This window comes from Streptomyces sp. NPDC101237 (genome assembly GCF_044767465.1).
Taxonomy (GTDB): domain Bacteria; phylum Actinomycetota; class Actinomycetes; order Streptomycetales; family Streptomycetaceae; genus Streptomyces; species Streptomyces gramineus.
Genome location: NZ_JBIWNY010000015.1, coordinates 147,183 through 173,786 on the forward strand (window position 1 = coordinate 147,183; position 26,604 = coordinate 173,786).

Sequence of the window (26,604 nt, forward strand, 5' to 3'; positions counted from 1 at the left end):
CCGCCGGACAGAATAAGGCCTGGTGGGGCGTGCGCGGTACGACGGCGGTCAGCCGAGCGTGGCCACCAGCACCGCCTTGATGGTGTGCATCCGGTTCTCGGCCTCGTCGAAGACGACCGAGTGCGCGGACTCGAACACCTCGTCGGTGACCTCCAGCTCGGTCAGGCCGTGGCGGGCGTGGATCTCCCGGCCGACGTCGGTGCCGAGGTCGTGGAAGGCCGGCAGGCAGTGCAGGAACTTGACGTCGGGGTTGCCGCTGGCGCGCAGCACGTCCATGGTCACGGCGTAGGGGCCGAGCAGCGCGATCCGCTCGTCCCACACCTCCTTGGGCTCGCCCATGGACACCCATACGTCGGTGGCGACGAAGTCGGCGCCGCTGACGCCGTCCTTCACGTCCTCGGTGAGCGTGATCCGGGCGCCGGAGGCCGCGGCGAGCCGTTCGGCCAGCTCGACGATGGTGCCGTCCGGCCACAGCAGCCGGGGTGCCACGATCCGCACGTCCATGCCGAGCAGGGCGCCGGTGACGAGGTAGGAGTTGCCCATGTTGTAGCGGGCGTCGCCGAGGTAGGCGAAGGCCATGGCGTCGAGCGGCTTGTCGCAGTGCTCGGTCATGGTGAGCACGTCGGCGAGCATCTGAGTGGGGTGCCACTCGTCGGTGAGGCCGTTGTAGACGGGCACTCCGGCGAAGGCGGCCAGTTCCTCCACGACGCCCTGGCCGTGCCCGCGGTACTCGATCGCGTCGAACATCCGGCCCAGTACCCGGGCGGTGTCCTTCACGGACTCCTTGTGCCCGATCTGCGAACCGGACGGGTCGAGGTAGGTGGTGACGGCGCCCTGGTCGGCGGCGGCGACCTCGAAGGCGCAGCGGGTCCGCGTGGAGGTCTTCTCGAAGACCAGCGCGATGTTCTTGCCGCGCAGGTACCGGGTCTCGGTCCCGGCCTTCTTGGCCGCCTTCAGCTCGGCGGCCAGCCCGACCAGCCCGCGGAACTCCTCCTCGGTGAAGTCCAGCTCCTTGAGGAAGTGGCGGCCGGCGAGGGCGGTCGGGACTGTCGCCATGGGGGCGCTCCAGCAGTAGAGGTCGACGCGGGGACTTTTGGAAGTCTATACGACGTTACACATTTCTATACAGAGTCCTGTTCCCCCCGGCCCCGGCCCGGGCCGGGCGCCCCGCCCCCGCACCCCCGCACGACGCCCCCTACACGGCGTCCCGCTCCACCGGGCAGCTCATGCACCGCGGGCCGCCCCGCCCCCGGCCCAGCTCGCTGCCCGGGATCTCGATCACCTCGATGCCCTGCTTGCGCAGGTGGGTGTTGGTGGTCGAGTTGCGTTCGTAGGCGACGACCACGCCGGGTTCGACGGCGAGCACGTTGCAGCCGTCGTCCCACTGCTCGCGCTCGGCCGCGTGCACGTCCTGGGTGGCGGTGAGGACCCGGATCTCGCTGAGGCCGAGAGCGGCGGCGATCGCGCGGTGCATGTGCTCCGGCGGATGGTCGGTGACCTTCAGCTCCTTGTCGCCGGAGCCCGGTTCGATGGTGTACGAGCGGAGCATGCCGAGCCCGGCGTACTGGGTGAAGGTGTCGCCGTCGACCATCGTCATCACGGTGTCGAGGTGCATGAAGGCCCGCCGCTTCGGCATGTCGAGGGCCACGATGGTCCGCGCGGAGCCCGCCGCGAACAGTTCGTGCGCGAGCATCTCGACGGCCTGCGGGGTGGTGCGCTCGCTAATGCCGATCAGGACCGCGCCGCCGCCGATCACCAGGACGTCACCGCCCTCGATGGTGGAGGGGTAGGCGGCCTGCCCCTCCGACCACACGTGGAACGTCTCGCCACGGAAGAGCGGGTGGTGCCGGTAGATCGCCTCGAAGTGCACGGTCTCGCGCTGCCGGGCCGGCCAGCGCATGGCGTTGATGGAGACGCCGTCGTAGACCCAGGCGGAGGTGTCCCGGGTGAAGAGGTGGTTGGGCAGGGGCTGCAGCAGGAAGTCGTCGAGGTCCATGACGTGGAAGCGGACCGAGGTGGGCTCCGCGTGCCCGCCGAGGAACTCCCGTTTGGTCATGCCGCCGACCAGCGCCTCGGCCAGCTGGGGCGCGGGCAGGTTCTCGAAGGCGGCGCGCAGGTGGTCGGTGGCCAGCGGGCCGTACTCCTTCTCCTCGAAGACCCGGTCCAGGACGAGTGCGCGAGCCGCCGGGATCGCCAGCGTCTCGGTGAGCAGGTCGCCGAAGAGGTGGACGGCGACCCCGCGGTCCCGGAGCACGTCCGCGAACCCGTCGTGCTCGGCCCTGGCCCGGCGCACCCACAGGAGGTCGTCGAAGAGGAGGGCGTCCTTGTTGCTGGGGGTGAGCCTTTTGAGCTCCAGATCCGGCCGGTGCAGGATGACGCGGCGCAGCCGCCCGGCTTCGGAGTCGACATGGAATCCCATGACTCCATCCTGACCATCGACGACCGGGTTCACCCCCAGGTTGACCGTTTCTTGTTGTCGTCCCCTTGACGACAAGCGGACCGGCCGCGATTATTGTCATGTTGACTCTAAATCACGAGGGGGACTTCATGGCCGACATCACCCGGCGGCTGGGACGACGTCATCTGCGCGGCGCCCCGACGGCGCACATCAGGCACCACCGGGACGGCAAGCTGCTGCACGACGGCACCGGCATCAGCTTCTGGTTCCGGGCGCTGACCGCGGCGATCTCCGAGATCCCGGTCGACGACCGCGAACTGGCGATGACCTTCCACGCCCGCACCGCCGACTTCCAGGACGTCGCGGTGCAGGCCACGGTCACGTACCGGATCGGCGACCCGGCGCTGGCGGCCGCCCGCCTCGACTTCTCGATCGACCCCGGCACCGGGGTCTGGCGCGGCACCCCGCTGGAACAGCTGGGCACCCTGCTCACCGAGACCGCCCAGCAGCACGCGCTGGCCGTGCTGGCCCGCACCCCGCTGGCGTCCGCGCTGGTCGACGGGGTGGCGGCGGTCCGGGAGCGGATCGCGCAGGGCCTCGGCGCGGAGCCCCGGCTGCCGGCCACCGGGATCGAGGTGGTGGCCGTGCGCGTGATGGCGCTGCGGCCCGAACCGGAGGTCGAGCGGGCGCTTCGCACCCCGGCCCGCGAGCAGATCCAGCAGGAGGCGGACCGGGCCACCTACGAGCGCCGTGCGGTGGCCGTGGAGCGGGAGCGGACCATCGCCGAGAACGAGCTGGCCAGCCAGATCGAACTGGCCCGCCGCGAGGAGCAGTTGGTCGAGCAGCGCGGCACCAACACGCGGCGCGAGGCGGAGGAGCACGCGGCGGCCGACGCGGTGCGCGCGGAGGCGGAGGCCGCGCGGTCGGTCAAGCTCGCGGAGGCCGAGGCGGCGCGGACGGTACGGCTCGCGGAGGCGGAGGCGGCCCGCTCGGTGAAGCTGGGCGAGGCCGAGGCGGCCCGCACCGTCACGCTCGCGCGGGCCGAGGCCGAGGGCGCCCGGGAGACCGGCGAGGCCCGCGCCGCGGCGCAGGCGGCCTGGCTGCGGGTGCACGGCGAGGTGGACGTGGCCACGCTGCACGCGCTCACCGGCACGCGGCTCGCCGAGAACCTGCCGCGCATCGACAGCGTGACCGTGTCGCCGGACGTCCTGACGGGGCTGCTGGCGAAGCTGGGCGCGACGGAGGGGCCGTGACCGCGGGGGACGGCGTCGCCGGTGTCGACGGCCGGCGGCCCGCGCAGGCGGCGTCGTGAGTCTCGCGCCACGGGTGGTCCTCGTCCACCGGACCACCGAGTACGACGAACTGGTGGCCCATCACGGCACCCACGGGCAGGCCGCCTTCTTCCTCTCCACCCGGGGACGGGACATCGAGGAGATCGCGGAGCGGCACCGCAGGACCGGGCGGGCGCTGGCCACGGTGGCCGCGGCGGTCCCGCTGACCTGGCGCCAGGCCCGGGTCGAGCGGGCCGACCTGGACCGCTTCCTGTTCGCGCCCGAGGACGTGGTCCTGGTGGTCGGCCAGGACGGCCTGGTGGCGAACGTGGCCAAGTACCTGGACGGCCAGCCGGTGATCGGCATCGACACCGACCCCGGCCGCAACCCCGGTGTGCTGGTACGGCACCGGCCGGAGCACGCGGCGACGCTGCTGGCCTCCGTCGCCGTCACCCGCGCCGACGAGCTGACGATGGTCGAGGCCGTGGCCGACGACACGCAGCGGCTCGTGGCGCTCAACGAGATCTATCTGGGAACCGCCGGTCATCAGACCGCCCGATACCGCCTGGGCCTCGAGGTCGACGGGGGTGTCGTCGAGGCCCAGGCTTCCTCCGGAGTGCTGGTGGGCACCGGCACCGGGGCCACCGGCTGGCTGCGCTCGCTGTGGCAGGAGCGCGGCGCCCGGCTGACGCTGCCCTCCCCCACCGAGGACCGCCTGCTGTGGTTCGTCCGGGAGGCGTGGCCCTCGCCGGTGACCGGGACCTCCCTGGTCGCCGGCGAGCTGACCGCCTCGGCGTCCCTGACGCTCACCGTCGAGTCGGACCGGCTGATCGCCTTCGGCGACGGCATCGAGACCGACGCCCTGGAACTCACCTGGGGCCAGAGGGTCCGGATCGGGGCCTGCGCCCACCGGCTCCGGCTGGTGGGCTGAGCCGGCGGCCGGCCGTCCTCACAGGCGGGGGTCGACCGGTTCCGACTCCAGGGCCAGAACCCCGAACACCGCCTCGTGGATCCGCCACAGCGGCTCGCCGTCCGCGAGACGGTCCAGGGCCTCGAGTCCCAGGGCGTACTCGCGGGCCGCCAGGGACCGCTTGTGGTTCAGGAACCGGTTCCGCAGGCGTGCCAGGTTGTCCGGTCGGGTGTACTCGGGGCCGTAGATGATCCGCAGGTACTCGCGGCCACGGCACTTGATGCCGGGCTGGACCAGCCGGCCCTTCGGGTCGCGCACCACCGCGCCGAGCGGCTTGACGACCATGCCCTCGCCGCCCCGGCCGGTCATCTCCAGCCACCAGTCGACGCCGGCCCGCACCGACTCCGGGTCGCCGGTGTCGACGAGCAGGCGCCGGGTGGTCCGCAGGAGGCCCGACGCGTCGTGCTCCACCATCCGGTCCAGGAGGGCGAGCTGCTCGTCGTGCGGGAGGGCGGCGAGACTGCGGCCCTGGACCGCGAGGACCTGGAAGGGGGCCAGGTGCACTCCCTCCAGTCCCTCGGTGGTCCAGCAGTACCGGCGGTAGGCGTCGGTGAACGCGGCCGCGTCGGCGGCGCGTCCGCGCTGCCGGGCGAGCAGTTCGCCGACGTCCACACCGCGTGCCGACGCGCCCTCCAGGGCGGCCAGCGCGCCGGGGAACACGGCTCCGGAGGCGGTGCCCACCGCCGCGTACTGGGTGCGCAGCAGGCCGCCGGCCTTCAGCGACCAGGGCAGCAGTTCGGCGTCCAGCAGGAGCCAGTCGGTGGCGAGTTCGTCCCAGAGCCCGGCCGCGTCGACCGCTTCGCGGATCCTGCCGAGGATCTCCTCGGTGACGGACTCGTCGTCGAAGAACGGGCGCCCGGTGCGGGTGTAGAGGGAACCGGTGGGTCCGTGCGGGACGCCGAAGCGGCGGTGCGCGGTCTCCGCGTCCCGGCACACCAGGGCCACGGCCCGCGAGCCCATGTGCTTCTCCTCGCACACGACCCGGTCGACCCCGTCCTGCGCGTACTGCGCGAAGGCCTCCGCCGGGTGCTCCAGATACCCCTCGACATGACTGGTGGCCGTGGGAGCCATGGTCGGCGGCAGGTACGGCAGCAGGCGCGGGTCGGCCGCGAAACGGCTCATCACCTCCAGGGCGGCCGCCGCGTTCTCCTCGCGCACGGCGATCCGGCCCTGGTACCGGGTCTCCACGGCCCGCCGGCCGTGCACGTCGGCCAGGTCGAGCGGGCGCCCGTCGTGGCCGCCGGGCGCCTCGGTGCGCAGCGGCCGGGCCGGCTCGTACCAGACCCGCTCGGCCGGCACGTCGACCAGCTCCCGCTCCGGCCAGCGCAGCGCGGTGAGCTTGCCGCCGAAGACGGCACCGGTGTCGAGGCAGATGGTGTTGTTCAGCCAGGAGGCCTCCGGGACCGGCGTGTGACCGTAGACGACGGCCGCCCGGCCCCGGTAGTCCTCGGCCCACGGGTAGCGCACCGGCAGGCCGAACTCGTCGGTCTCGCCGGTGGTGTCGCCGTACAGCGCGTGCGAGCGGACCCGGCCGGAGGTGCGGCCGTGGTACTTCTCGGGCAGTCCGGCGTGGCAGACGACCAGCCGGCCGCCGTCGAGGACGTAGTGGCTGACGAGTCCGTCGATGAACTCCCTTACCTGCCGGGTGAACTCCTCGCTCTCGCCGGCCATCTGCTCGATGGTCTCGGCGAGTCCGTGGGTGTGCTGGACCTTGCGGCCCTTGAGGTGGCGGCCGTACTTGTTCTCGTGGTTGCCGGGCACGCACAGGGCGTTGCCGGACCGCACCATCGACATGACCCGGCGCAGCACACCGGGGCTGTCCGGGCCGCGGTCGACGAGGTCGCCGACGAACACGGCGGTGCGGCCCTCGGGGTGCACGCCGTCGGCGTAGCCCAGCTTGGCGAGCAGGGCCTCCAGTTCGAGGGCGCAGCCGTGGACGTCGCCGACGATGTCGAAGGGGCCGGTGAGGTGGGTCAGGTCGTTGAACCGCTTCTCGGTGACGACGGTCGCCGACTCGGCCTCCGCCACCCCGCGCAGGACGTGCACCTTCCGGAAGCCCTCGCGCTCCAGGTGCCTGAGGGAGCGGCGGAGTTCGCGGATGTGGCGCTGGATGACCCGGCGGGGCATGTCGGCACGGTCGGTGCGGGCCGCGTTGCGCTCGGCGCACACCTCCTCGGGCACGTCCAGGACGACGGCGATGGGCAGGACGTCGTACTTCTTCGCCAGGTCGATCAGCTGGCGCCGGGACTCCTGCTGCACGCTGGTCGCGTCGACGACCGTGCGGCGGCCGGCGGCCAGCCGCTTGCCCGCGATGTAGTGCAGCACGTCGAAGGCGTCCTTGGTGGCGCCCTGGTCGTTCTCGTCGTCGCTGACCAGTCCCCGGCAGAAGTCGGAGGAGATCACCTCGGTCGGCTTGAAGTGGCGGCGCGCGAAGGTGGACTTGCCGGAGCCGGAGGCCCCGATCAGGACGACCAGGGAGAGGTCGGTGACGGGCAGGACGCGTCCTGCCGCTGTCTGCTCGGTCATGCCGCCTTCGCCTCCTTCACGGCGGGGGTGGTGGTGTCCATCTGGAAGACGGCCATCTGGGTGGGCGGGCCGACCTCGGGGTCGTCCGGGCCCACGGGGACGAACTCGACGGTGTACCCGTGGAGTCCGGCGACCCGGTCGGCCCAGGCGCGGAACTCCTCGCGGGTCCACTCGAAGCGGTGGTCGCCGTGCCGGACGTGTCCGGCGGGCAGGGTCTCCCAGCGGACGTTGTACTCGGCGTTCGGCGTGGTCACCAGGACCGTGCGCGGGCGGGCCGCTCCGAACACGGCGTACTCCAGGGCCGGCAGCCGGGGCAGGTCGAGGTGCTCGATCACCTCGCTGAGCACGGCCGCGTCGTAGCCCTTGAGCCGCCGGTCGGTGTAGGCCAGGGAGCCCTGGAGGAGCGTGACGCGGGACGCCTGCCGCTCGCCCATGCGGTCCAGCTTGAGCCGGCGCGCCGCGATGGTGAGGGCCCGCATCGACACGTCGACGCCGACGATCTCGGTGAAGGCGGGGTCTTTCAGCAGGGCCTGCACCAACTGGCCCTGTCCGCAGCCGAGGTCCAGGACCCGGGCGGCACCGGACCGGCGCAGGGCGTCGAGGATCGCCTCCCGGCGCCGCACCGCGAGCGGCGCGGGCCTCTCCTCGGCCTCCGTCTCCTCCTCGACCGCGTTGTCGATCTCCTCGACCTCGCTGTCGTCGGTCTCGGCGAGCCGCACCAACTCCAGCCGTTCCCTCGCCTGCCGGGTCAGCGACCAGCGGCGGGAGAGGTAGCGGGTGGTGATGAGCCGCTGCTCGGGGTGGCCGGGCAGCCAGCCCTCGCCGGCGCGCAGCAGCTTGTCGACCTCCTCGGCGGAGACCCAGTAGTGCTTGGCGTCGTCGAGGACGGGGAGCAGGACGTAGAGGTGGCGCAGGGCCTCGGCGAGGGTCAGCGTCCCGGACTCCAGGACCAGCCGGACGTACCGCGACTCACCCCACTCGGGGAAGGCGGTGTCCAGGGCGACCGGTTCGGCGGTCACCGTCCAGCCGAGCGGCTCGAACAGCTGCCGTACGAGACCGGGGCCGCCGCGCGCGGGCAGCGCGGGCACCTCGACGCGCAGCGGCCGCGGCTGACCGGGGGCGTCGGGGCGGGCCCGGCACACTCCGCGCATCGCGCTGGAGAAGACGTTGCCTATCGCCACGGCGAGCAGGGAGGAGGCCGCGTAGGGGCGGTCGTTGACGTACTGGGCGAGCGCCGCGTCGGGTGCCCCGCCGTGTCCCTTGCCCTTGCCACGCCGGACCAGCGCCACCGCGTCGATCTCCAGCAGCAGCGCCGCCGTGCAGCGCTCGGGATCCGCCTCCGGGTAGAAGACGTGCGCGATGCCGTAGGAGGTCGAGAAGGTCTGCGCGTTGTCGGGGTGCTTGTGCAGCAGGAACCCGAGGTCGGTCGCGGGGCGTTCGGAAGTGCCGGTGGTGGTGATCGTCAGGAACACGGGTCGCCTCGAATGGGATCAGGAAACGGTGCGAAAGCGCTGGTCGTGCGCTTGTGCGCGGTTCCAACGTACAGACGGTCGCCGTTTCGGGCCGCGGAATTTCTCTGGCGCTACCGCTCGGCCCGCTTCCAGGCGCCGACGCCGAGCTTCCCCGTGGTGCCGAGGTCCAGGCCCGGTGTGAGCATGACGGGTGCGGCGCCCGGCCTGGCCAGGACCCGGACGTAGGGCACGTTGATCGCGGTGCCGGACAGGGTCGTGTTGCGCCAGATCAGGCCGGAGCGGGCGGACTCACCGGGCTTCAGGACGAGCGGGGCGGGCGGGCCGTCGAGGCCGGTTCCCGTGGCGATGGCGGTGCCGCCGCGCAGGACGCGCACGCCGTCGACGGGCTCACGGGCGTCGTCCAGGAGGGTCAGCTTCGGATAGCCGTCGAGCGCGTAGTCCCGCTTCCCGCAGTTCTCCAGGTGCAGGCCGACGACGCGCAGGCCCATCGCGGCGTCGCCGTCGTCGGCCCACAGCCGCACGCCGGAGACGGGGCAGGGGCCCGTCCGGGACGGCGCCTCGTCGGCGGGGACCTTGGTGACCTCGGCGACCTCGACCCGGGTGACCGGGGAGGCGCCGGGTGCGAGCGCGCCCGCCTCGACGGTCCCGGTGGTGCTGTGGCCCGGCGCGACCCCGGTCACGGTCACCCTCTTGGAGGCCATGACGGCTCCGGTGTCCGTGGTGAAGGCGAAGAGCACGGTGTAGGTCATGGCGGCGTCGCCGTCGTTGCGGACCCGGTAGGCGGCCAGGATCCCGGAGTCACCGGTCCCGGGCAGCGGGTCCGCGCGCACCCGGCCCGGGGTGACGGAGGGGCTCGGTGAGGCCGTGGGGAGGGTGACCGACGTGATCCGCACGCCGTCCACCGGTGGGTCGGTGACGGTGGTGCGGGGCGGCGGCGCGGCCGAGCCGGGCCCGTCGTCCGCGTGCTCCGCGCCGCACGCCGTGGCCAGCACCAGGACGGCGGCGGGGGCGAGGAGACGGGTGTGGGGTCTGCGCATCCGGCCAGCTCATCAGGGCGCACTCCCAACGCCTGTGACGGAAGCCATAGTTCCGGTCACAGGCGTGTCACAGCCGGCCGGATGCGCGGGCCTGGCCGGCTACGGCAGCTGCGCCTGGACCTGGGCGGAGATCAGCTCCAGGTGGTCCAGGTCGGACAGGTCGAGGACCTGGAGGTAGAAGCGCTGCGCGCCGATCTCCGCGTAGCGGCCGATCTTGTCGACGACCTCGGCCGGGGTGCCGGCCAGGCCGTTCGCCTTCAGCTCGTCGACCTCGCGGCCGATGGCGGCGGCGCGCCGGGCGACCTCCTGGTCGTCCTTGCCCACGCAGACCACGAGGGCGTTGGAGTAGGTCAGGTCGTCGCCCTTGCGGCCGGCCGCCTCGACGGCGGTGCGCACCCGCGCGAACTGGGCGGCGCTGTCCTCGACCGAGGCGAACGGCATGTTGAACTCGTCGGCGTAACGGGCCGTCAGCCGCGGCGTGCGGGTGGCGCCCTGGCCGCCGATCAGCACCGGGACGCGCGCCTGGGCGGGCTTGGGCAGCGCGGGCGAACCGGTGAGGTCGTAGTAGGTGCCGTGGAAGTCGAAGGTCTCGCCGAGGGCGGTCTCCCACAGCCCCGTGACGATCGCCAGCTGCTCCTCCAGGCGGCCGAACTTCTCCTTCGGGAAGGGGATGCCGTACGCCTTGTGCTCCTCCTCGAACCAGCCCGCGCCGAGGCCGAGTTCGACCCGGCCGCCGGACATCTGGTCGACCTGGGCGACCTGGATGGCGAGCACGCCCGGCAGCCGGAAGGTGGCGGCGGTCATCAGGGTGCCGAGGCGGATCCGGCTGGTCTCGCGGGCCAGTCCGGCCAGGGTGATCCAGGCGTCGGTCGGGCCGGGCAGGCCGTCGGCGTCGCCCATCCGCAGGTAGTGGTCGGAGCGGAAGAAGGCGTCGAACCCGAGGTCCTCGGTGGCCTTGGCCACGGTGAGGAGGGTGTCGTAGCTCGCGCCCTGCTGGGGCTCGGTGAAGATGCGAAGGTCCATGCGTCCATCCTGCACGGCCGCGGGCCCGCCGACCGCATCGGCACCGGCTGCCGTGCGCGTCCCCGCCAGGGTGAATGCCGCCGGTGGCGGGGCGTGCGGGTGCGGCGGCCGGTCTCCGGCCCCACCGGTGATCGTCGGCCCGTGCCGTCGCGTGCGCTTCGTGGCCCGCCCGCGGGCCTGTGCGACCTGCACAGGGAAGCGGGCCCCCTCGGCCGCGGCGCGCCAGACCAGAGGGCGCCGACACCCCGTAGGGCCGTTCGGGCGGATCACGCCGGCGAGGCGCGGCCCGTCGCGGCCGCCCGGAGCGTCGCCGCCGACGGCCGGGGCCGCGCGCGGCCGCGCGGTCAGCCGTCGTGGACCTCCTCCCGCGCCGCCAGTTTGCGCAGCATCTCGAGGACCCGGTCCCGGGACTCGTCGGCCGCGTCGATGGCCTCCATGCACTGCCAGTACGCCGCCTCGTCGGCCGCCGCGCTGGCCATGCCGACCAGTGTGATGCCGACCTCGGCGAGGAGCCCGCCCAGGGAGAGCAGCGTCGCCCGCGCGTCCTCCAGTTCGGTGAGCTGGGCGGCGCGCAGGGTGCCGGGATCCAGGTCGGGGGCGCCCAGGATCCCGCAGCCCCGGCCCGCCAGCTCGGTCAGGCCGAGAGCCTCGCCACGCAGCTCGGGCGGGCCGGAGACGGCCAGCCGGCTGCCGATCGCCTGGGCCAGGGCCTGCGCCTGCCACACCTCGGTCATCATCTCCGGTACGCCCGCACCGCTCGCCAGTGCCCGTCTGCTCGCCACGATGAGCCGCATCGCGTCCATCCGCCGCCCCGTCCCCGTCGGTCCGAACTGCCGTGCAGCAGTCAGTAGTTCACTACCCAGAGTGAGGGCAGGTGAGACGTACAGCCAGAGGAAGGGGGAAATCTGTGGACAACAATTCGGATTCGGGCGGGCTTTTGGTCACCGAGAGTTAAAGCGGAGTACCGCCCTCCCCTCAGGGCGCCGTCAGGAGGGCGGGAACCGCTTCTCGTTGCGTTCGATCTTCGCGTCCAGCGCGGCCAGCGGGTCGACGTCCAGGACCTCGCAGAGCTGGAGCAGGTAGGACAGGACGTCGGCCACCTCGTCGGTGACCCGGTGCGCGGTGTCGGGGTCGGCCATCACCAGGGCGGACTCCTCCGGGGTCAACCACTGGAAGATCTCGACCAGTTCGGAGGCCTCGACACTGAGGGCGGCCACCAGGTTCTTGGGGGTGTGGTACTGCTGCCAGTCACGGGCGGCGGCGAACTCGGCCAGCCTGCGCTGGAGCTTCGCCACGTCGAGGGGTTCTTCGTCGGTCACGCGTCCAGGTGTACCACTGTGATCGTCCCGGCTCCGTCGGCCGGGTCCGCGTCGCTCACCGCGCCGACGAGCCGGATGTGGCCGCGTTCGCCCATCAGGACGGCGGTGCGGAGGAGTTCGGTGCGCTGGCGGGAATCCAGGCAGCGGTCGAAGCCGTCGGCGAGGACGGTGAGGCTGCGCATGGCGTCGGGGACCTCGCCGGGCGCGTCGACCTCCAGGACGCCGGGGCCGGTGAAGAGGACCAGCGCCAGGGCGAGGTAGCGCAGCTCGCCGTCGCCGAGCCCGGCAAGCTCCGAGCGGTGGCCCTCGCCGCGGTCGAGGAGCGCCCGTACCGTGCCGTCGCCGAGCGGTTCGGCGAGCAGGTCGGCCACAGGACCGGCGCAGCCGGTGCGGACCGCGTCGACGAGGAGTCCGTGGCGGCGTCCGCACTCGGAGCGGGTGCGCCACAGGACGTCGGCGAGGTTGTCGCAGCCGCGCAGCAGCCGCCCGGAGCCGGCGCGGACGGGTGCGCGCATGACCTCGGGCCGCGGATCGCAGGCGAACACGGACCGCAGGGCTACGACCATCTGCTCGGCGGCGGCGAGGACCCGGCGCTGGCCGTCGGTCTTGCCGGCGACGCGCAGCGGCAGCAGGGCGGTGCCGAGCCGGTCGTCGGGCAGCGGGGCCTTGGTCACCGGAGAGCTGCCCGCCGTGTGCCAGGCGGCCTGCACGGCCCGGCGCCCCGGGTCGCGCAGGGCGGTCTCCAGCAGCACGAGGCCGCCGGCGGTCAGCCGCTCGCCGACGATGCGCAGGTCGGGCTCGGCCTGGACGGCGACGTCGAGCCGTACGGGCCCTTCGGGGCCGTCCGCCGTGCAGCCGATCCGGAATCCGCGCCGGTGCTGCGCGTCGGGCCGCGCCCGCTCCGGGACCAGGGCGACGGGGTCGGGGAACACCTCCTCGACCGAGGCGCCGCCGCCGAGCCGCGCCAGCGCCTCGTAGGCCGCGAGCACCGCGGACTTCCCGCTGCCGCTCGGCCCGGTGAAGAGGGTGACCGGCCCGAGCGGGAAGCTCGCCCCGCGATGCCGGGCGAAGGCGGAGAGACGCAGCTCGGTGAGCCGGGGACGGGGGTCGCGACGGGCAGCGGGGCCGCCGCCGGGCCGGACGTCCGGTGCGGGACCCGGCGGACCGCCGGCACGTGCCGGTCGGCGGGCGGGCGGCGCCTGCGCGGAGCCGGGCCCCGAGGGGGCGGCCTCAGGACCGGCGGCCGGTGACGAGGCCGCGGAGGGCACCGCCGTGGACGGCGCGGTCGCCGTGGCCTGTGCGGCCGCCGCCGCGGTGCCGCGGCCCGACCGGGCGCGGGGCACGGTCTCCCCCGGCGCGGCGGGCGCGCCGGAGCCCGGGACGCCGGGCGGGACCGGGACGTCCGGTGGGGTCGGCGGCGGGGCCGCACATTGGGCCGGCGGGGCGCTCGGGGTGGCACCGGCAAAGGCGGAGGGGCTGGACGCGGGCGAGACGGAGGGCACGGCCATAGGGGGACCGTAGGGCGCCGCCCGGCCGGTGAACCGTTTTGCCGCCGGCGACTTCCTACGATCGGGGTACGGCGGCGCCCCGGCCCCGTGCCCGGCTCAGCCGCCCGAGACCCCCGCGCCCTCCATCAGCCCACTGACCTCGGTGCCGGGCGGCGTGAGGAGGAAGACGTTGCGGTCCACCCGGTGCATGCCGCTCGCCAGGCCGAAGACGACGCCCGTGCTGAAGTCGAGGACGCGCTTGGCGGTCTCCGTCTCCGCGCCGGTCAGGTCGAGCAGGACCGGTATCCCGGCCATCAGCGTCTCGGCGACCTCCCGCGCGTCGGCGAAGACGTTCACCCTCAGCACCACGAAACGGCGCCGCGTCTCGGTCTCCGCGTCCGGCAGCGACCGGTGGCCGACCGAGGACGGCCAGGCGTCGCGGCCCCGCAGCGGCACGACCTGGGCGAGCCCCTCCCACTGTTCATCGGTGACGTCGTAACGGCTCACCGGCTCCCCCCGACCTGACTCGCACTCGTTGCCTGCACCAGCCAATTCTTACGCCAAGTCACCCGTCCGGCCCAACAGCGACACGAAGCGCGAACGACTGTGGGCACGCATGCGTGGAACACGTGTTCTTGTCACTATTAGGGCGAATGCCACGCATTGGGGGCTTCTTACTGCCCTCACACCGGACTCTTCTCCTCCTTCGACGCCCCGTTCACCGCCCGGGATTAGCGTCCGGTGCGTGCACTTGGCAGAAACACAGCAGGTGACACCCGACCGGCGGACACAGTCGGCGGTGTCCGCCGCCCCGGATACCTCCCCGGACCTCGTAGCGTGCGCACCGCCCGCCCCCTGGCATCGCGTCCTGACCCTCCTCGCCGACGTCTCCCTGTTCATCGGCACCCGTTCGGTGTGGACGCAGGCGGCCACGCACCACCTGGTCCTGGCGGCCCTGATCTCCGTGTGCTACGCCTCGATCCTGGTGAGCGGCGTGCTGAGCCTGACCGTGCGCAGGACCCGGTCGCTGGCCCGGGTCGACCTGCTGGTCCTGGTCACGGCGGCGGTCCTCGCCCTGTGCGCCTGGGCGCTGAACCACAACGGCGGCGACGAGGGCGTCCTCACCACCCAGGCGGCCCGGGCACTCGTCACCGGACACGCCGTCTACGGACAGCCCTGGCCCTGGCTGTTCCACGGCACGGGCATCGCCGTGACGCCGACCATAGGCGGCGGCTACGACTACACCTACGGCTATCCCCCGCTCGCTCCGCTGCTCACCGTTCCGCTGCTGTGGCTCGGCCACTCCGGCGCCCCGGCGACGGCGGCGTGCACGCTCGCGCTGATCGCCGGCACGGTCGCGCTGTGGCGGATGCTCCCGGTGCCGTGGCGGTCCGCGGCGACCCTGGCCTGCCTGGGGTTCGGCTTCCTGTCGACGTACGCCCGGGTCGGCTACCCGGCGATCATCGCGCTGGCCCTGCTCGTCCCGGTGGCGGTGCGCTGGCCGCGGATCGGCGCGGGCGGCCGCCTCGGCACCGCGGGGATCGCCCGTGCCGCGTGCCTGGGCGCCGCGTGCGCGGCGCAGCAACTGCCCTGGTTCGTCACGCCGTTCCTGCTGGCCGGCGTCTACGCGGTGCGGCGCGGGGAACTCGGCGGCCGGGCCGGCGCCCTGGTGGTGCTGCGGTTCGCCGGCGCCGCCGTCACGGTCTGGCTGCTGATCAACACGTACTTCGCCGTCTCCGAACCCGGCCGCTGGCTGGGGGGGATCGCGCTGCCGCTGACCCAGGGCGCCGTGGTGCACGGCCAGGGCCTGGTGGACGTCACGCTGTACTTCACCGACGGCAGCGACCGCATCGCCTGGTACTCGCACGCCAGCATGCTGCTCGCGGCGGCCCTGCTGGCCCTGTTCGTGCTGTTCGTGCGGCGTCTTGGCCCGGTGGCGACCGTGCTGCCCTGGCTGGCCTTCTTCCTGGCGACCCGCTCCCAGGACGGCTACTACCTGCTGATGACCCCGCTGTGGCTGGCGGCGGCCGTCACCGCGCCCCTGCCGGAGTTCGCGCGGGCCTGGCAGCCGCGGCCGGCCTTCCTGGCCGGACCCCGCCGCAGGCCCGCCCTGGTCGCGGTCGCGGCCCTGCTGTTCATCCCGGCGCTGGTGAGCGCGGCCCTCGCGGTGTCGGGCTCGCCGCCGCTGCGCATGCAGGTCACGGCCCTGCGCCGGGCGGAGCGGTCGGCGGCGGTGGTCCGGGCGATGACGCTGAAGGTCGTGAACACCGGGGACGCCCCGCTCACCCCGCACTACACGCTGACCACCGGCCAGGGCATGAGCCGGTACTGGCTGCTGGTGCGCGGCCCGGCGACGATTGCGGGGCACGGCACGGCGAGCGTCGAACTCCGGCCGCCGGACGGCCGGTTCACCGTCCCCGGCAAGCCCGGCACCCGGATCCGGCTGCGCGCGTTCACGGCGGACCCGCAGACCCTGTCCAGCCAGGACGTCACCCTGCGCGCGCCGGCACCGGGAGCGACGGTCAGGCCGCCGCGCGGGTGAAGCGCAGGGCGGCGGTCACCGTGGTCGGGCCGCCCATCATGCGCATCTGGTTGAAGGCGACCCCGAACTCCTCGCGGGTCACCGTGAACTCCGTCTCCAGCGTCAGCCCGTCCGCGTCGGCCGAGGCCAGCCGCGCGGTGATCTCCTGCGGCCTGGTGACGCCCCGGACGGTCAGCCGGCCGTCCACGCGCACCGTGCCGTCCGCGTCCCGCCGGGCATCGCGCACCTCGAAGGTGATCTCCGGGTGGTGGGCGGCGTCGAAGAAGTCGGCCGAGCGCAGGTGCTCGTCGCGCTTCTTGTTCTTGGTGTCCAAAGTGGCCGCGTCGATCACCAGCGTGCCGGTGGCGGACCCGCCGGCCGCCACCTCGCCCCGGCCGGTGACGCCCGTGAAGGTCCCCCTGACGGTGACCAGACCCCAGACCGACTTGTGCCGGACGGCGACGGTGGAGGCGCTCGGGTCGAGCTGCCAGAGGCCGGTTTCCACGGTGACGGTCATGGCCGTGCTCCGATCGGATCAGTGGTTCAAATTTGGATGACTTCGCTACGGCTGCACGCTAGCCCACTATCCAAATTTGGACAACAGGTAGACTCGACACCATGGCCGCCGCCTCGGAAAACCCCCCAGAGCTGCCCGTATGCCCCTCCCGCACGGGCGACGGGCTGCTCCCGGACGAACTGCGCGCCTGGATGCTGCTGCTGGCCGCGACGGGAGCGGTGGAGCAGCGGCTGCGGTCGGTCGTGAAGGAGACGCTGGACGTCTCCCACGACGAGTTCCTGATCCTGTGCCTGCTGGCCGAACAGCCGCGCGAGGGCCTGCGGATGAGCCGGATCGCCGAACTGCTGGGCCGCCCGAAGACCCGTCTGACCTATCAGATCGCCTGCCTCCAGCACGCCGGCCTGGTCGCCCGCAAGGCCGTCCGCGACGACAAGCGGGGCGTCGAGGTCTCCCTCACCGAAAAGGGCCGCGGCTGCCTCCAGGACGCCTCCGCCGCCCTGGCCGAGACGGTCGGGACCGCGTTCGCCCACGTCATCGGACCGGAGCAGCGCGAGGCCCTGTGCGCGCTCGTGCCGGCCCTCACCGAAGGCACCCGCTGACCCCCGCGAACCCGCCCCGGCGCCCCCGGGAGGCGCAGGTCACAACCACGGAGAGGGAAAGGTCACAGCCCCGTCACCCGTGCACTTCTGACGCTCTGCCCTAGCATCCGAGCATGACGGTCCTGCCTGACGACGGGCTCTCACTGGCCGCCGAGTTCCCTGACGCGACACACGAGCAGTGGCAGCACCTCGTGGAGGGCGTACTGCGCAAGTCGGGCAGGGAAGTCTCGGGCGAGGCCGCTGAGGACGCCCTGTCCACGACGCTGGAGGACGGGCTGCGCACCCGTCCCCTGTACACCGCGCGCGACACCGCGCCCGACCCCGGCCTGCCCGGCTTCGCGCCGTTCGTGCGCGGCGGCCGGCCCGAGGGCGGCACCGCGGGCGGCTGGGACATAAGGCAGCGGCACGCCACCGCCCCCGACGGCGCGCTCCTGGCCGACCTGGAGAACGGCGTCACCTCGCTCTGGCTGCTGACCGGCGCGGGCGGCATCCCGGTCTCCGGCCTCGCCCGCGCCCTCGACGGCGTCTTCCTCGACCTGGCCCCGGTCGTCCTCGACGCGGGCCGCGAGGTGACCGAGGCGGCCGCCGAGCTGTTCCGGCTGTACGCCGACAAGGGCATCGCTCCCGAGGCCGTGCGCGGGAACCTGGGCGCCGACCCGCTCGGCTTCGAGGCGCGTACCGGTGAGGCGCTGGACTTCGCGCCGGCCGCCGCCCTCGCGCGGCGGTGCGCCGAGGAGTTCCCCGGGCTGCGCGCGCTGACCGTGGACGCGCTGCCGTACCACGAGGCGGGCGGCTCGGCGGGGCAGGAACTGGGGGCCTCGCTGGCCACCGGCGTGGCCTACCTCCGCGAGCTGACCGAGGCCGGGACGGGTGTCGAACAGGCCTTCGGACAGCTGGAGTTCCGGTACGCGGCGAGTGCCGACCAGTTCCTGACCATCGCCAAGCTGCGTGCCGCGCGCCGGCTGTGGGCGCGGGTCGCCGAGGTCAGCGGCGCGGCCGCCGCGGGCGCCCAGGTGCAGCACGCGGTCACCTCGCCGGTGATGATGAGCCGTCGCGACCCGTGGGTGAACATGCTGCGCACCACGGTGGCCACGCTCGCCGCCGGGGTGGGCGGCGCCGACTCCGTGACCGTGCTGCCGTTCGACCACGCGCTCGGCCTGCCGGACGCGTTCGCCCGCCGTATCGCCCGCAACACCTCGACGATCCTGGTCGAGGAGTCGCACCTGGCGCGGGTCGTCGACCCGGCGGGCGGCTCCTGGTACGTGGAGCGGCTCACCGACGAACTCGCCCACACGGGCTGGGAGTACTTCCGGTCGATCGAGCGGGACGGCGGCCAGGCGGCCGTGCTGCGCTCCGGCCGGCTGCGCACGGACCTCGCGACGACCTGGGCGGAACGCTCCAAGAAGCTCGCCAGGCGCCGCGAACCCGTCACCGGCGTCAGCGAGTTCCCGAACCTGGCCGAGAAGGCGCCGGTGCGCGAGGCCGCACCCGAGCCGCCGTCCGGCGGGCTCCCGCGGGTGCGCAGGGACGAGGCGTTCGAGGAACTGCGCGCCCGCTCGGACGCGCACCTCGCCGCGACCGGCGCCCGCCCCCGGATCTACCTGGCGACGATCGGCCCGGCCGGGGCCTACACCGCCCGCGCCGGTTTCGCCGCCAACCTCTTCCAGGCCGGCGGCATCGAGACCGTCACCGAGGGCAGCTTCGAGGAGAGCGGTGCCGCCGAGGCGGTGCTCTGCTCCAGCGACGCGCTCTACGCCGAACAGGCCGAACAGGCCGCCCGGTCGCTCAAGGCGTCCGGTGCGGGGCACGTCTTCCTCGCGGGCCGGGGCGAGTACGCGGGCGTCGACGCGTACGTCTTCGCGGGCTGCGACGCCGTGGCCGTGCTGTCCGAGACCCTTGACCGCATGGGAGTGTCCTGATGGGAATCCCCGACTTCTCCGGCATCGAACTGGGGACCCCCGTCACCGAGGGCGGCGACGACCAGTGGCGTACGGCCGTCAAGGACGCCACCGGCGCCGCGGCCCCGGTGTGGGAGACCCCGGAGGGCATCGGGGTCAAGCCGCTCTACACCGGCCGTGACCTGGAGGGACTGGACTTCCTCGGGACCTACCCGGGCATCGCGCCCTACCTGCGCGGCCCCTACCCGACGATGTACGTCAACCAGCCCTGGACCATCCGCCAGTACGCGGGCTTCTCCACCGCCGAGGAGTCCAACGCCTTCTACCGGCGCAACCTCGCGGCCGGCCAGAAGGGCCTGTCGGTCGCCTTCGACCTGCCCACCCACCGCGGCTACGACAGCGACCACCCACGGGTGACCGGCGACGTCGGCATGGCGGGCGTGGCCATCGACTCGATCCTCGACATGCGCCGGCTGTTCGACGGGATCCCGCTGGACCGGATGACCGTGTCGATGACGATGAACGGCGCCGTGCTGCCGGTGCTCGCGCTGTACATCGTGGCGGCCGAGGAACAGGGGGTGCCGCCGGAGAAACTGGCCGGGACCATCCAGAACGACATCCTCAAGGAGTTCATGGTCCGCAACACCTACATCTATCCGCCGAAGCCGTCGATGCGGATCATCTCCGACATCTTCGCCTACACCTCGCAGCGGATGCCCCGCTACAACTCGATCTCCATCTCCGGCTACCACATCCAGGAAGCGGGCGCGACGGCCGACCTGGAGCTGGCGTACACCCTCGCGGACGGCGTCGAGTACATCCGCGCGGGCCGCGAAGCGGGCCTGGACGTCGACGCGTTCGCGCCGCGCCTGTCTTTCTTCTGGGCGATCGGCATGAACTTCTTCATGGAGATCGCCAAGTTGCGGGCGGCCCGGCTGCTGTGGGCCAAGCTGGTCGCGCAGTTCGACCCGCGGAACACCAAGTCCCTTTCGCTGCGCACCCATTCGCAGACCTCGGGCTGGTCGCTGACCGCGCAGGACGTCTTCAACAACGTGACGCGGACCTGCGTGGAGGCGATGGCCGCGACCCAGGGCCACACCCAGTCGCTGCACACCAACGCCCTCGACGAGGCGCTCGCGCTCCCGACGGACTTCTCGGCACGCATCGCCCGCAACACCCAGCTGCTGATCCAGCAGGAGTCGGGGACGACCCGCGTCATCGACCCGTGGGGCGGCAGCGCCTACGTGGAACGGCTGACCTACGACCTCGCGCGCAAGGCCTGGGCGCACATCCAGGAGGTCGAGCGGGCGGGCGGCATGGCGCAGGCCATCGACGCCGGCATCCCGAAGCTGCGGGTGGAGGAGGCGGCCGCGCGGACGCAGGCGCGGATCGACTCCGGACGGCAGCCGGTGATCGGCGTCAACAAGTACCGGGTGGACAGCGACGAGCAGATCGAGGTCCTCAAGGTCGACAACTCCTCGGTGCGCGCCCAGCAGATCGAGAAGCTGCGGCGGCTGCGGGCGGAGCGGGACGACGTGGAGTGCCGGGCGGCGCTCGACGCGCTGACCCGGGCGGCCGACGGCGAGGGCAACCTGCTGGAACTGGCGGTGAACGCGGCCCGCGCCAAGGCCACCGTCGGCGAGATCTCCGACGCCCTGGAGAAGGTGTACGGCCGGCACGCGGGCCAGATCCGTACGATTTCCGGTGTGTACCGCAACGAAGCCGGCGAGTCCCCGAACGTGGACCGCACCCGGGCCCTGGTCGACGCCTTCGACGAGGCCGAGGGACGCCGTCCGCGCATCCTGGTCGCCAAGATGGGCCAGGACGGCCACGACCGCGGCCAGAAGGTGATCGCCACCGCCTTCGCCGACCTCGGCTTCGACGTCGACGTCGGCCCGCTCTTCCAGACCCCGGACGAGGTCGCCCGCCAGGCGGTGGAGGCGGACGTCCACGTGGTCGGCGTCTCCTCGCTGGCGGCCGGCCACCTCACCCTCGTACCGGCGCTGCGCGAGAAGCTCGCCGAGGAGGGCCGGGCCGACATCATGATCGTGGTCGGCGGGGTGATCCCGCCGCAGGACGTGCCGACGCTGCTGGAGATGGGTGCCGCGGCCGTGTTCCCGCCCGGGACGGTGATCCCGGACGCGGCCCACGACCTGGTGAAGCGGCTGGCGGCGGAACTCGGGCACGACCTGTGATCGACGTCGACGCCTATGCGAAGGGTGTGCTCGACCGGAAGCGCGCGGTCATCGCCCGCGCGATCACCCTGGTCGAGTCCACCCGGCCGCAGCACCGGGTGCTGGCGCAGGAGCTGCTCACCGAGCTGCTTCCGCACAGCGGCCGGGCGCGGCGGATCGGCATCAGCGGGGTGCCGGGCGTGGGCAAGTCGACGTTCATCGACGCGTTCGGGACCATGCTGACCGGGCTCGGCCACCGGGTCGCCGTCCTCGCCGTGGACCCGTCGTCCACCCGGACCGGCGGCTCGATCCTCGGCGACAAGACGCGGATGGAGCGGCTGGCGGTCGACCCGGCCGCCTTCGTCCGCCCCTCCCCCAGCGCGGGCACCCTCGGCGGGGTCGCCAAGGCGACCCGCGAGTCGGTGGTGGTCATGGAGGCCGCCGGGTACGACGTGATCCTGGTGGAGACCGTCGGCGTCGGCCAGTCCGAGACCGCGGTCGCCGACATGGTCGACTCCTTCCTGCTGCTCAGCCTGGCCCGCACCGGCGACCAGCTCCAGGGCATCAAGAAGGGCGTGCTGGAGCTGGCCGACGTCATCGCCGTGAACAAGGCGGACGGCCCGCACGAACGCGACGCGCGGACCGCGGCACGCGAACTGGCTGGCGCGCTGCGGCTGATGCACGGCAAGGACGCCTTCTGGACGCCTCCGGTGCTCAGTTGCAGCGCCCGCGAGGCGACGGGACTGGACGTCGTCTGGGAACGCCTCGAACAGCACCGGGCGTTGCTCGACTCCAGCGGGCGGCTCGCCGAGAAGCGCCGGGAGCAGCAGGTCGGCTGGACCTGGTCGATGGTCCGGGACGAACTGCTCGGCCGGCTGTCCGCCCACCCCGCGGTCCGAGCGGCCGCCCCCGAACTCGAACGGCAGGTCAGGGACGGCACTCTGACGGCCACGCTGGCCGCCGAACGGATCCTGGAGGCGTTCGGCGAGCCCCCGGACGCACCGGGGCCGGGCTGACCCCGGCCCCTGTCCGTACACCGGTAATCCGTTTGCCGGCCGCCGGCCGGGTCGGATAGGAAACTCGCATGCTCAGAGGTGGCAAGGTCGGGCTCAGGGCCCGGCACGAGGCGGACGTCCCGGTGCTGCAGGCCGAACTCCACGGCGACGTGGTCAACGCGTCGCGGGCGGCCGGGCGGCCGTGGCGGCCGGTCGCGCCCGGTTCGCAGGACGGGCCGTTCGCGCTGTCCGAGCCGGAGGAGGCGACCGTCCCGTTCTCCGTGGTGGAGCTGGACGGCGGTGCGCTGGTCGGCAGCGCGATGCTGTGGGGCGTCGACACGCACAACCGGTCCGCACACCTCGGGGTCGGGCTGCTGCCGGCCGCCCGCGGCAAGGGGTACGGCACCGACGTGGTCGCCGTGCTGTGCCACTACGGCTTCGTCGTGCGCGGTCTGCACCGGCTCCAGGTCGACACGCTGGCCGACAACACCGCGATGCTGCGCTCCGCCGAACGCAACGGCTTCGTCCGCGAGGGCGTGCTGCGCTCCGCGGCCTGGGTGATGGGCGAGTTCCTCGACGAGGTCTTCCTGGGCCTGCTGGCCGAGGACTGGAAGCCCGCCGCGCGGGGCTGACCTTCCCGGCGGCCCGGGGCGCGGCCGGGCAGGCGCGGGCCGCGCGCGGCCGGGCAGGCGCGGGCCGCGCCCGGCCGGCACCGGTGCGCGGCCCTTCGAGTCACCCCCGGGTCACTGTGCGGTCAGGCTGCCGACCGCCTCCCGGATCAGGGCGACGACCTCGCCGGGGTGGGCGAGCATCACCAGGTGGGAGGAGTCGATCTCGACGGTGGTCATGCCGGCGCGTTCGTAGCCATAGCGCTCGACGTCGGGGTTGATGGTCCGGTCCGAGGAGGAGACCAGGCCCCAGGACGGCTTGGTACGCCAGGCCGCGACGGGCGCCTGCTCGGCGAAGGCCGCGCCGGCGAGAGGCCGCTGGGAGACGGCGAGCACCTTGGCCAGGTCCGGGTCGACGTCGGCGGCGAAGATCGCGGGGAACCGGTCGGGGTCCACCGTCACGTCGGTGCCGGGCTCCTCCGAGCCCTCGACCGGGAACGGCGTGTAGACCAGGGCCGAGGCCAGCTCGGAGTCCGGGAACCGGCCCTGCAGCTCGCCGAGGCTCTCGCCCTCGGCCAGGGCGTAGCCGGCCAGGTAGACGAGGGCCCGCACGTTGTCCTCGGCGCCCGCGACGGTGATGACGGCACCGCCGTAGGAGTGGCCCACCAGGACCACGGGGCCGGGTACCGCGCGGACCACCGAGGCGATGTACGCGGCGTCGCCGGTCAGGCTGCGGTTGGGCACGGCCGGCACGAGCACCTTCAGCCCGGCGGCGAGGAGTCCGGGGACGACCCCGGCGAAGCTGGACGCGTCGGCGAAGGCGCCGTGCACCAGGACGACGGTGGGTGTGTGCGCGGTCATGTCAGTTCCTTCTCTGCTGTCCGAAGCGGGATGGGTCCGAGCAGGCGAGAGGGACCGGCCCGGGGGGCCGGCCGTGCGGGGGCCCGCCGCCCCGGGCCGGGGGCGTGGGCGGCCCCCGTCTTCGCCGGTGCGCGTTCCGCCGTGTCCGGTGGCGGCGCGGCGCGGGACGCCCGCGCCGCGTGACCCGGCGGCGGGGGGCCGGTGCGCGAGGACGGCAGCCGGGTCGAGGACGGCGGTGCCGACCGCATGCGCCGGCTGCGCCTGCTCGCGTTCCGCCCGCTGCCGCGGCCTGTACGGGCCCGCTGCTCCCTGGGTGCGGGCGGCGCCCGTCGTGCCGGAACGGTTCGCCGCCGCGCCCTGCCGCCGGGTCAGGCGGTGTGCAGGGCGGTGTGCAGGGTGCGGACGGCCATCGAGATGGCGGCCTCGGCGGCGTACGTGCCGCGCAGGGCGTTGAGCATCACGAAGTCGTGGATGATGCCCTGGAAGCGGACCGCGGTGACCGGCACTCCGGCCTCGCGCAGCTTGTTGGCGTACGCCTCGCCCTCGTCGCGCAGCACGTCGGCCTCGCCGGTGACGACCAGGGCCGGCGGCAGGTCCTTGAGCTGCTCGACGGTGGCGCGCAGCGGGGACGCGGTGATCTGGGCGCGCTCGGCCTCGTCGGTCGTATACTGGTCCCAGAACCAGAACATGCCGTCGCGGCGCAGGAAGTAGCCCTCGGCGAACTGGTGGTACGACGGGGTGTCGAAGTTCGCGTCGGTCACCGGGTAGAACAGCACCTGCTGGAGCAGCGGAAGGCCGCCGCGCTCCTTGGCCATCAGGGTCAGCGCGGCCGTCATGTTGCCGCCGACCGAGTCGCCGGCCACCGCGATCCGGGTCGCGTCCAGGCCCTTGGTGGCGCCCTCCTCCACGATCCACCGGGCGACGGTCCAGTTCTGCTCGATGGCGACCGGATAGCGCACCTCGGGCGAGAGGTCGTACTCGGGGAAGACCACGGCGGCGTTCGCGCCGACGGCGAGTTCGCGGACCAGGCGGTCGTGGGTGTGCGCGTTGCCGAAGACCCAGCCGGCGCCGTGGATGTAGATGATCACGGGCAGGGTGCCGGTGGCGCCGGCGGGCTTGACGATGCGGGCGCGGACGGTACCGGTGGGACCGCCGGAGACGGTGATCCACTCCTCGTCGACGGCCGGCTTGGCTGTCTCGCCGGACTGCACCTCGTCGACGGCCTTGCGGCCCTCCGCGGGGGCGAGGTCGAAGAGGTAGGGCGGGTTGGCGGTGGCCTCGACGAAGGCCTGGGCGGCGGGTTCGAGCACCGGCTTGACCGGCGGGAAGGCTTCGGACATGCGAGTCTCCTGGAATGGCGTGCGGATCACCGGTGGTTCCGGCGCCGTCGGGCCCACCGTAGGAGCCGGTGCGGCCGGGCAGTTGCCCCCGAGCGCACTTCCGGCCACCCTGCAGCGCACGCGGCGGACGCGGGTGGTCATCTGCCGATGAGATGACTGACATCCCGGATCATCGCTCCGCCGGGGGAAGCATCACGGGCCGCGGAGCGCTGGTGCCGGGTGAGAGTCACACCTCCTGTGAGGAAGGTCCCCGTGTCCCAGTCGTCGTCCGAAGTCCGTTCCCCGGGCCGGAAGCCCGCCGCCGGTCCCGCCCAGGGGGTGCCGGGCTGGCTGATCGCGCTGTTCGCCGTCGCCTCCGGCATGACGGTCGCCAACCTGTACTACGCCCAGCCCCTGCTGTCCGAGCTGCGCGGTGTCTTCCACATCGGCGAGGGCACCGCCGGCGCGCTGATCACGCTCACCCAGGTGGGCTACGTGATCGGCATGGTCTTCCTGGTCCCGCTCGGGGACCGGCTGGAGAAGCGCGGTCTGATCACCGCGCTGCTGACCGTCACCACGCTCGCCCTGCTGGCGGCCGGGCTCTCCACCGGCTTCCCGATGCTGCTGATCGCCTCCCTGGTCAGCGGGGCCACCTCGGTGGTCGCGCAGATCCTGGTGCCGTTCGCCGCGAGCCTGGCGCCCGACCACGCGCGCGGCCGGATCGTCGGCCGGGTGATGAGCGGCCTGCTCACCGGCATCCTGCTGTCCCGCACGCTCAGCAGCCTGGTCTCCAGCGTCGCCGGCTGGCGGGTCGTCTACCTCGGCTCCGCCGTCCTGATGGCGCTGCTGGGCGTGGCCCTGCGGCTGGCCCTGCCCCGGCAGGCGCCGACCACGTCGGTGCCGTACCCCCGTGTGCTGCGCTCCACGGTGGCGCTGGTGCGCACCCATCCCGCGCTGCGGCGCCGCGGCCTCTACCAGGCGGCCATGTTCGGTGCCTTCAGCGCCTTCTGGACCACGGTCTCGTACGTCCTGACCGGGCCGCGTTTCCACTACTCGGCCGTCGGTGTCGGGATGTTCGCGCTGGTCGGAGCCGCCGGCGCGGCCGTGGCGCCGCTCGCCGGACGCTGGGCCGACCACGGTCTGACGCGGCGGATGACCGGTGCCGCGCTCGTGCTCGCCGCGCTGGCCTTCGGCGCGGCCGGCTTCGGCGGCCGCAGCGTGCTCCTGATCGCGCTCGGAGCCGTCGCGCTGGACGCGGCCGTCCAGACCAGCCTCATCCTCGGCCAGCACACCGTCTACCAGCTCGACCCGCTCGCCCGTGCCCGGCTCAACAGCGCCTTCATAGCGATCTTCTTCATCGGCGGCGCCCTCGGCTCGCAGGTCGGCTCGATCGCCTACCGGGCCGGCGGCTGGAGCGCGGTCAGCCTCTTCGGCGCGGCCCTACCAGTGCTGGCGCTGCTGTACTGGCTGACCGAGTCGCGGCAGGGCACGAAGAGCCCGGCCTAGCGCCGGAGGCCGCCGCCCCGCCGGGCGGGAGCGGCACGGGTTCGACACCCGGCCGGTCCGCGCCGGCGGGAGCCGGGCGGCTGCCTAGGATGCAGTGAAGATC

At 73.4% G+C, this 26,604-nt stretch carries 22 protein-coding genes; 9 read left to right on the forward strand and 13 right to left on the reverse strand.

Annotated elements, in window-relative coordinates; genetic code table 11:
• Positions 1 to 48 precede the first annotated feature (48 nt).
• Complete coding sequence (gene argF, locus ACIRQ9_RS23645; protein WP_404176762.1) at positions 49 to 1,056, reverse strand: ornithine carbamoyltransferase; 1,008 nt, start codon at positions 1,054 to 1,056, stop codon at positions 49 to 51.
• A 139-nt stretch (positions 1,057 to 1,195) separates the two neighbouring features.
• Positions 1,196 to 2,419, reverse strand: coding sequence for an arginine deiminase (locus ACIRQ9_RS23650; RefSeq protein WP_404176765.1), 1,224 nt, complete (start codon positions 2,417 to 2,419; stop codon positions 1,196 to 1,198).
• 128 nt (positions 2,420 to 2,547) lie between these two features.
• Here ACIRQ9_RS23650 and ACIRQ9_RS23655 point away from each other — a divergent pair, with 128 nt between their 5' ends.
• Both ACIRQ9_RS23655 and ACIRQ9_RS23660 read left to right on the forward strand, forming a co-directional pair.
• Complete coding sequence (locus ACIRQ9_RS23655) at positions 2,548 to 3,651, forward strand: SPFH domain-containing protein (protein ID WP_404176768.1); 1,104 nt, start codon at positions 2,548 to 2,550, stop codon at positions 3,649 to 3,651.
• A gap of 55 nt (positions 3,652 to 3,706) precedes the next feature.
• Positions 3,707 to 4,600: a hypothetical protein gene (locus tag ACIRQ9_RS23660; protein ID WP_404176771.1), complete on the forward strand. Its 894-nt coding sequence runs from the start codon at positions 3,707 to 3,709 to the stop codon at positions 4,598 to 4,600.
• An 18-nt stretch (positions 4,601 to 4,618) separates the two neighbouring features.
• Here the strand turns inward: ACIRQ9_RS23660 and ACIRQ9_RS23665 are convergent, their stop codons facing one another.
• The 8 genes from ACIRQ9_RS23665 to ACIRQ9_RS23700 form a co-directional block, all read right to left on the reverse strand.
• On the reverse strand, positions 4,619 to 7,165 hold the full coding sequence (locus ACIRQ9_RS23665; protein WP_404176774.1) for a polynucleotide kinase-phosphatase: 2,547 nt from the start codon (positions 7,163 to 7,165) through the stop codon (positions 4,619 to 4,621).
• A complete protein-coding gene (locus tag ACIRQ9_RS23670) occupies positions 7,162 to 8,637 on the reverse strand; it encodes a 3' terminal RNA ribose 2'-O-methyltransferase Hen1 (protein ID WP_404176777.1) in 1,476 nt (491 codons plus the stop codon). The genes ACIRQ9_RS23665 and ACIRQ9_RS23670 overlap by 4 nt, the downstream gene beginning before the upstream one ends.
• Positions 8,638 to 8,747: 110 nt before the next feature.
• Positions 8,748 to 9,674: a DUF4232 domain-containing protein gene (locus ACIRQ9_RS23675; protein ID WP_404176780.1), complete on the reverse strand. Its 927-nt coding sequence runs from the start codon at positions 9,672 to 9,674 to the stop codon at positions 8,748 to 8,750.
• A gap of 99 nt (positions 9,675 to 9,773) precedes the next feature.
• Positions 9,774 to 10,697 (reverse strand): LLM class F420-dependent oxidoreductase, encoded by a 924-nt coding sequence (locus ACIRQ9_RS23680; protein ID WP_404176783.1) that lies wholly within the window; start codon positions 10,695 to 10,697, stop codon positions 9,774 to 9,776.
• A gap of 344 nt (positions 10,698 to 11,041) precedes the next feature.
• A complete protein-coding gene (locus ACIRQ9_RS23685) occupies positions 11,042 to 11,500 on the reverse strand; it encodes a DUF6099 family protein (RefSeq protein WP_351325817.1) in 459 nt (152 codons plus the stop codon).
• A gap of 183 nt (positions 11,501 to 11,683) precedes the next feature.
• Complete coding sequence (locus ACIRQ9_RS23690) at positions 11,684 to 12,016, reverse strand: nucleotide pyrophosphohydrolase (protein ID WP_404176788.1); 333 nt, start codon at positions 12,014 to 12,016, stop codon at positions 11,684 to 11,686.
• Entirely contained in the window at positions 12,013 to 13,284 is a 1,272-nt protein-coding gene (locus ACIRQ9_RS23695; protein ID WP_404176935.1) for an ATP-binding protein, read from the reverse strand. Before ACIRQ9_RS23695 ends, ACIRQ9_RS23690 begins: the two co-directional genes overlap by 4 nt.
• A gap of 336 nt (positions 13,285 to 13,620) precedes the next feature.
• Complete coding sequence (locus tag ACIRQ9_RS23700) at positions 13,621 to 14,010, reverse strand: cell division protein SepF (protein WP_362727836.1); 390 nt, start codon at positions 14,008 to 14,010, stop codon at positions 13,621 to 13,623.
• Positions 14,011 to 14,302: 292 nt separating this feature from the next.
• Between ACIRQ9_RS23700 and ACIRQ9_RS23705 the strand changes: the two genes are divergently transcribed.
• Positions 14,303 to 16,045, forward strand: a complete 1,743-nt coding sequence (locus ACIRQ9_RS23705) for a hypothetical protein (RefSeq protein ID WP_404176938.1) — start codon at positions 14,303 to 14,305, stop codon at positions 16,043 to 16,045.
• Here the strand turns inward: ACIRQ9_RS23705 and ACIRQ9_RS23710 are convergent.
• Entirely contained in the window at positions 16,026 to 16,541 is a 516-nt protein-coding gene (locus ACIRQ9_RS23710) for a YceI family protein (RefSeq protein WP_404176792.1), read from the reverse strand. The genes ACIRQ9_RS23705 and ACIRQ9_RS23710 overlap by 20 nt on opposite strands.
• Before the next feature lie 101 nt (positions 16,542 to 16,642).
• On the opposite strand from ACIRQ9_RS23710, the gene ACIRQ9_RS23715 reads away from it, so the two are divergent.
• The 5 genes from ACIRQ9_RS23715 (at position 16,643) to ACIRQ9_RS23735 (ending at position 22,839) form a co-directional block, all read left to right on the forward strand.
• Entirely contained in the window at positions 16,643 to 17,140 is a 498-nt protein-coding gene (locus ACIRQ9_RS23715; protein ID WP_404176795.1) for a MarR family winged helix-turn-helix transcriptional regulator, read from the forward strand.
• 113 nt (positions 17,141 to 17,253) lie between these two features.
• Positions 17,254 to 19,059 (forward strand): methylmalonyl-CoA mutase family protein, encoded by a 1,806-nt coding sequence (locus tag ACIRQ9_RS23720; RefSeq protein WP_404176798.1) that lies wholly within the window; start codon positions 17,254 to 17,256, stop codon positions 19,057 to 19,059.
• The gene (scpA, locus tag ACIRQ9_RS23725) at positions 19,059 to 21,233 is read left to right on the forward strand and encodes a methylmalonyl-CoA mutase (protein WP_404176801.1); all 2,175 of its coding nucleotides are present in this window, start codon (positions 19,059 to 19,061) and stop codon (positions 21,231 to 21,233) included. Before ACIRQ9_RS23720 ends, scpA begins: the two co-directional genes overlap by 1 nt.
• The gene (gene meaB, locus ACIRQ9_RS23730) at positions 21,230 to 22,228 is read left to right on the forward strand and encodes a methylmalonyl Co-A mutase-associated GTPase MeaB (protein WP_404176804.1); all 999 of its coding nucleotides are present in this window, start codon (positions 21,230 to 21,232) and stop codon (positions 22,226 to 22,228) included. The genes scpA and meaB overlap by 4 nt, the downstream gene beginning before the upstream one ends.
• Positions 22,229 to 22,296: 68 nt before the next feature.
• A complete protein-coding gene (locus tag ACIRQ9_RS23735) occupies positions 22,297 to 22,839 on the forward strand; it encodes a GNAT family N-acetyltransferase (RefSeq protein ID WP_404176807.1) in 543 nt (180 codons plus the stop codon).
• Positions 22,840 to 22,950: 111 nt separating this feature from the next.
• Here ACIRQ9_RS23735 and ACIRQ9_RS23740 read toward each other — a convergent pair whose 3' ends face one another.
• On the reverse strand, positions 22,951 to 23,676 hold the full coding sequence (locus ACIRQ9_RS23740; protein WP_404176810.1) for an alpha/beta fold hydrolase: 726 nt from the start codon (positions 23,674 to 23,676) through the stop codon (positions 22,951 to 22,953).
• Between the two features lie 368 nt (positions 23,677 to 24,044).
• Positions 24,045 to 25,016, reverse strand: coding sequence for an alpha/beta hydrolase (locus ACIRQ9_RS23745; RefSeq protein WP_404176813.1), 972 nt, complete (start codon positions 25,014 to 25,016; stop codon positions 24,045 to 24,047).
• Positions 25,017 to 25,268: 252 nt separating this feature from the next.
• Here ACIRQ9_RS23745 and ACIRQ9_RS23750 point away from each other — a divergent pair, with 252 nt between their 5' ends.
• Positions 25,269 to 26,501, forward strand: a complete 1,233-nt coding sequence (locus tag ACIRQ9_RS23750; RefSeq protein ID WP_404176816.1) for an MFS transporter — start codon at positions 25,269 to 25,271, stop codon at positions 26,499 to 26,501.
• The last annotated feature ends 103 nt before the right edge of the window (positions 26,502 to 26,604 follow it).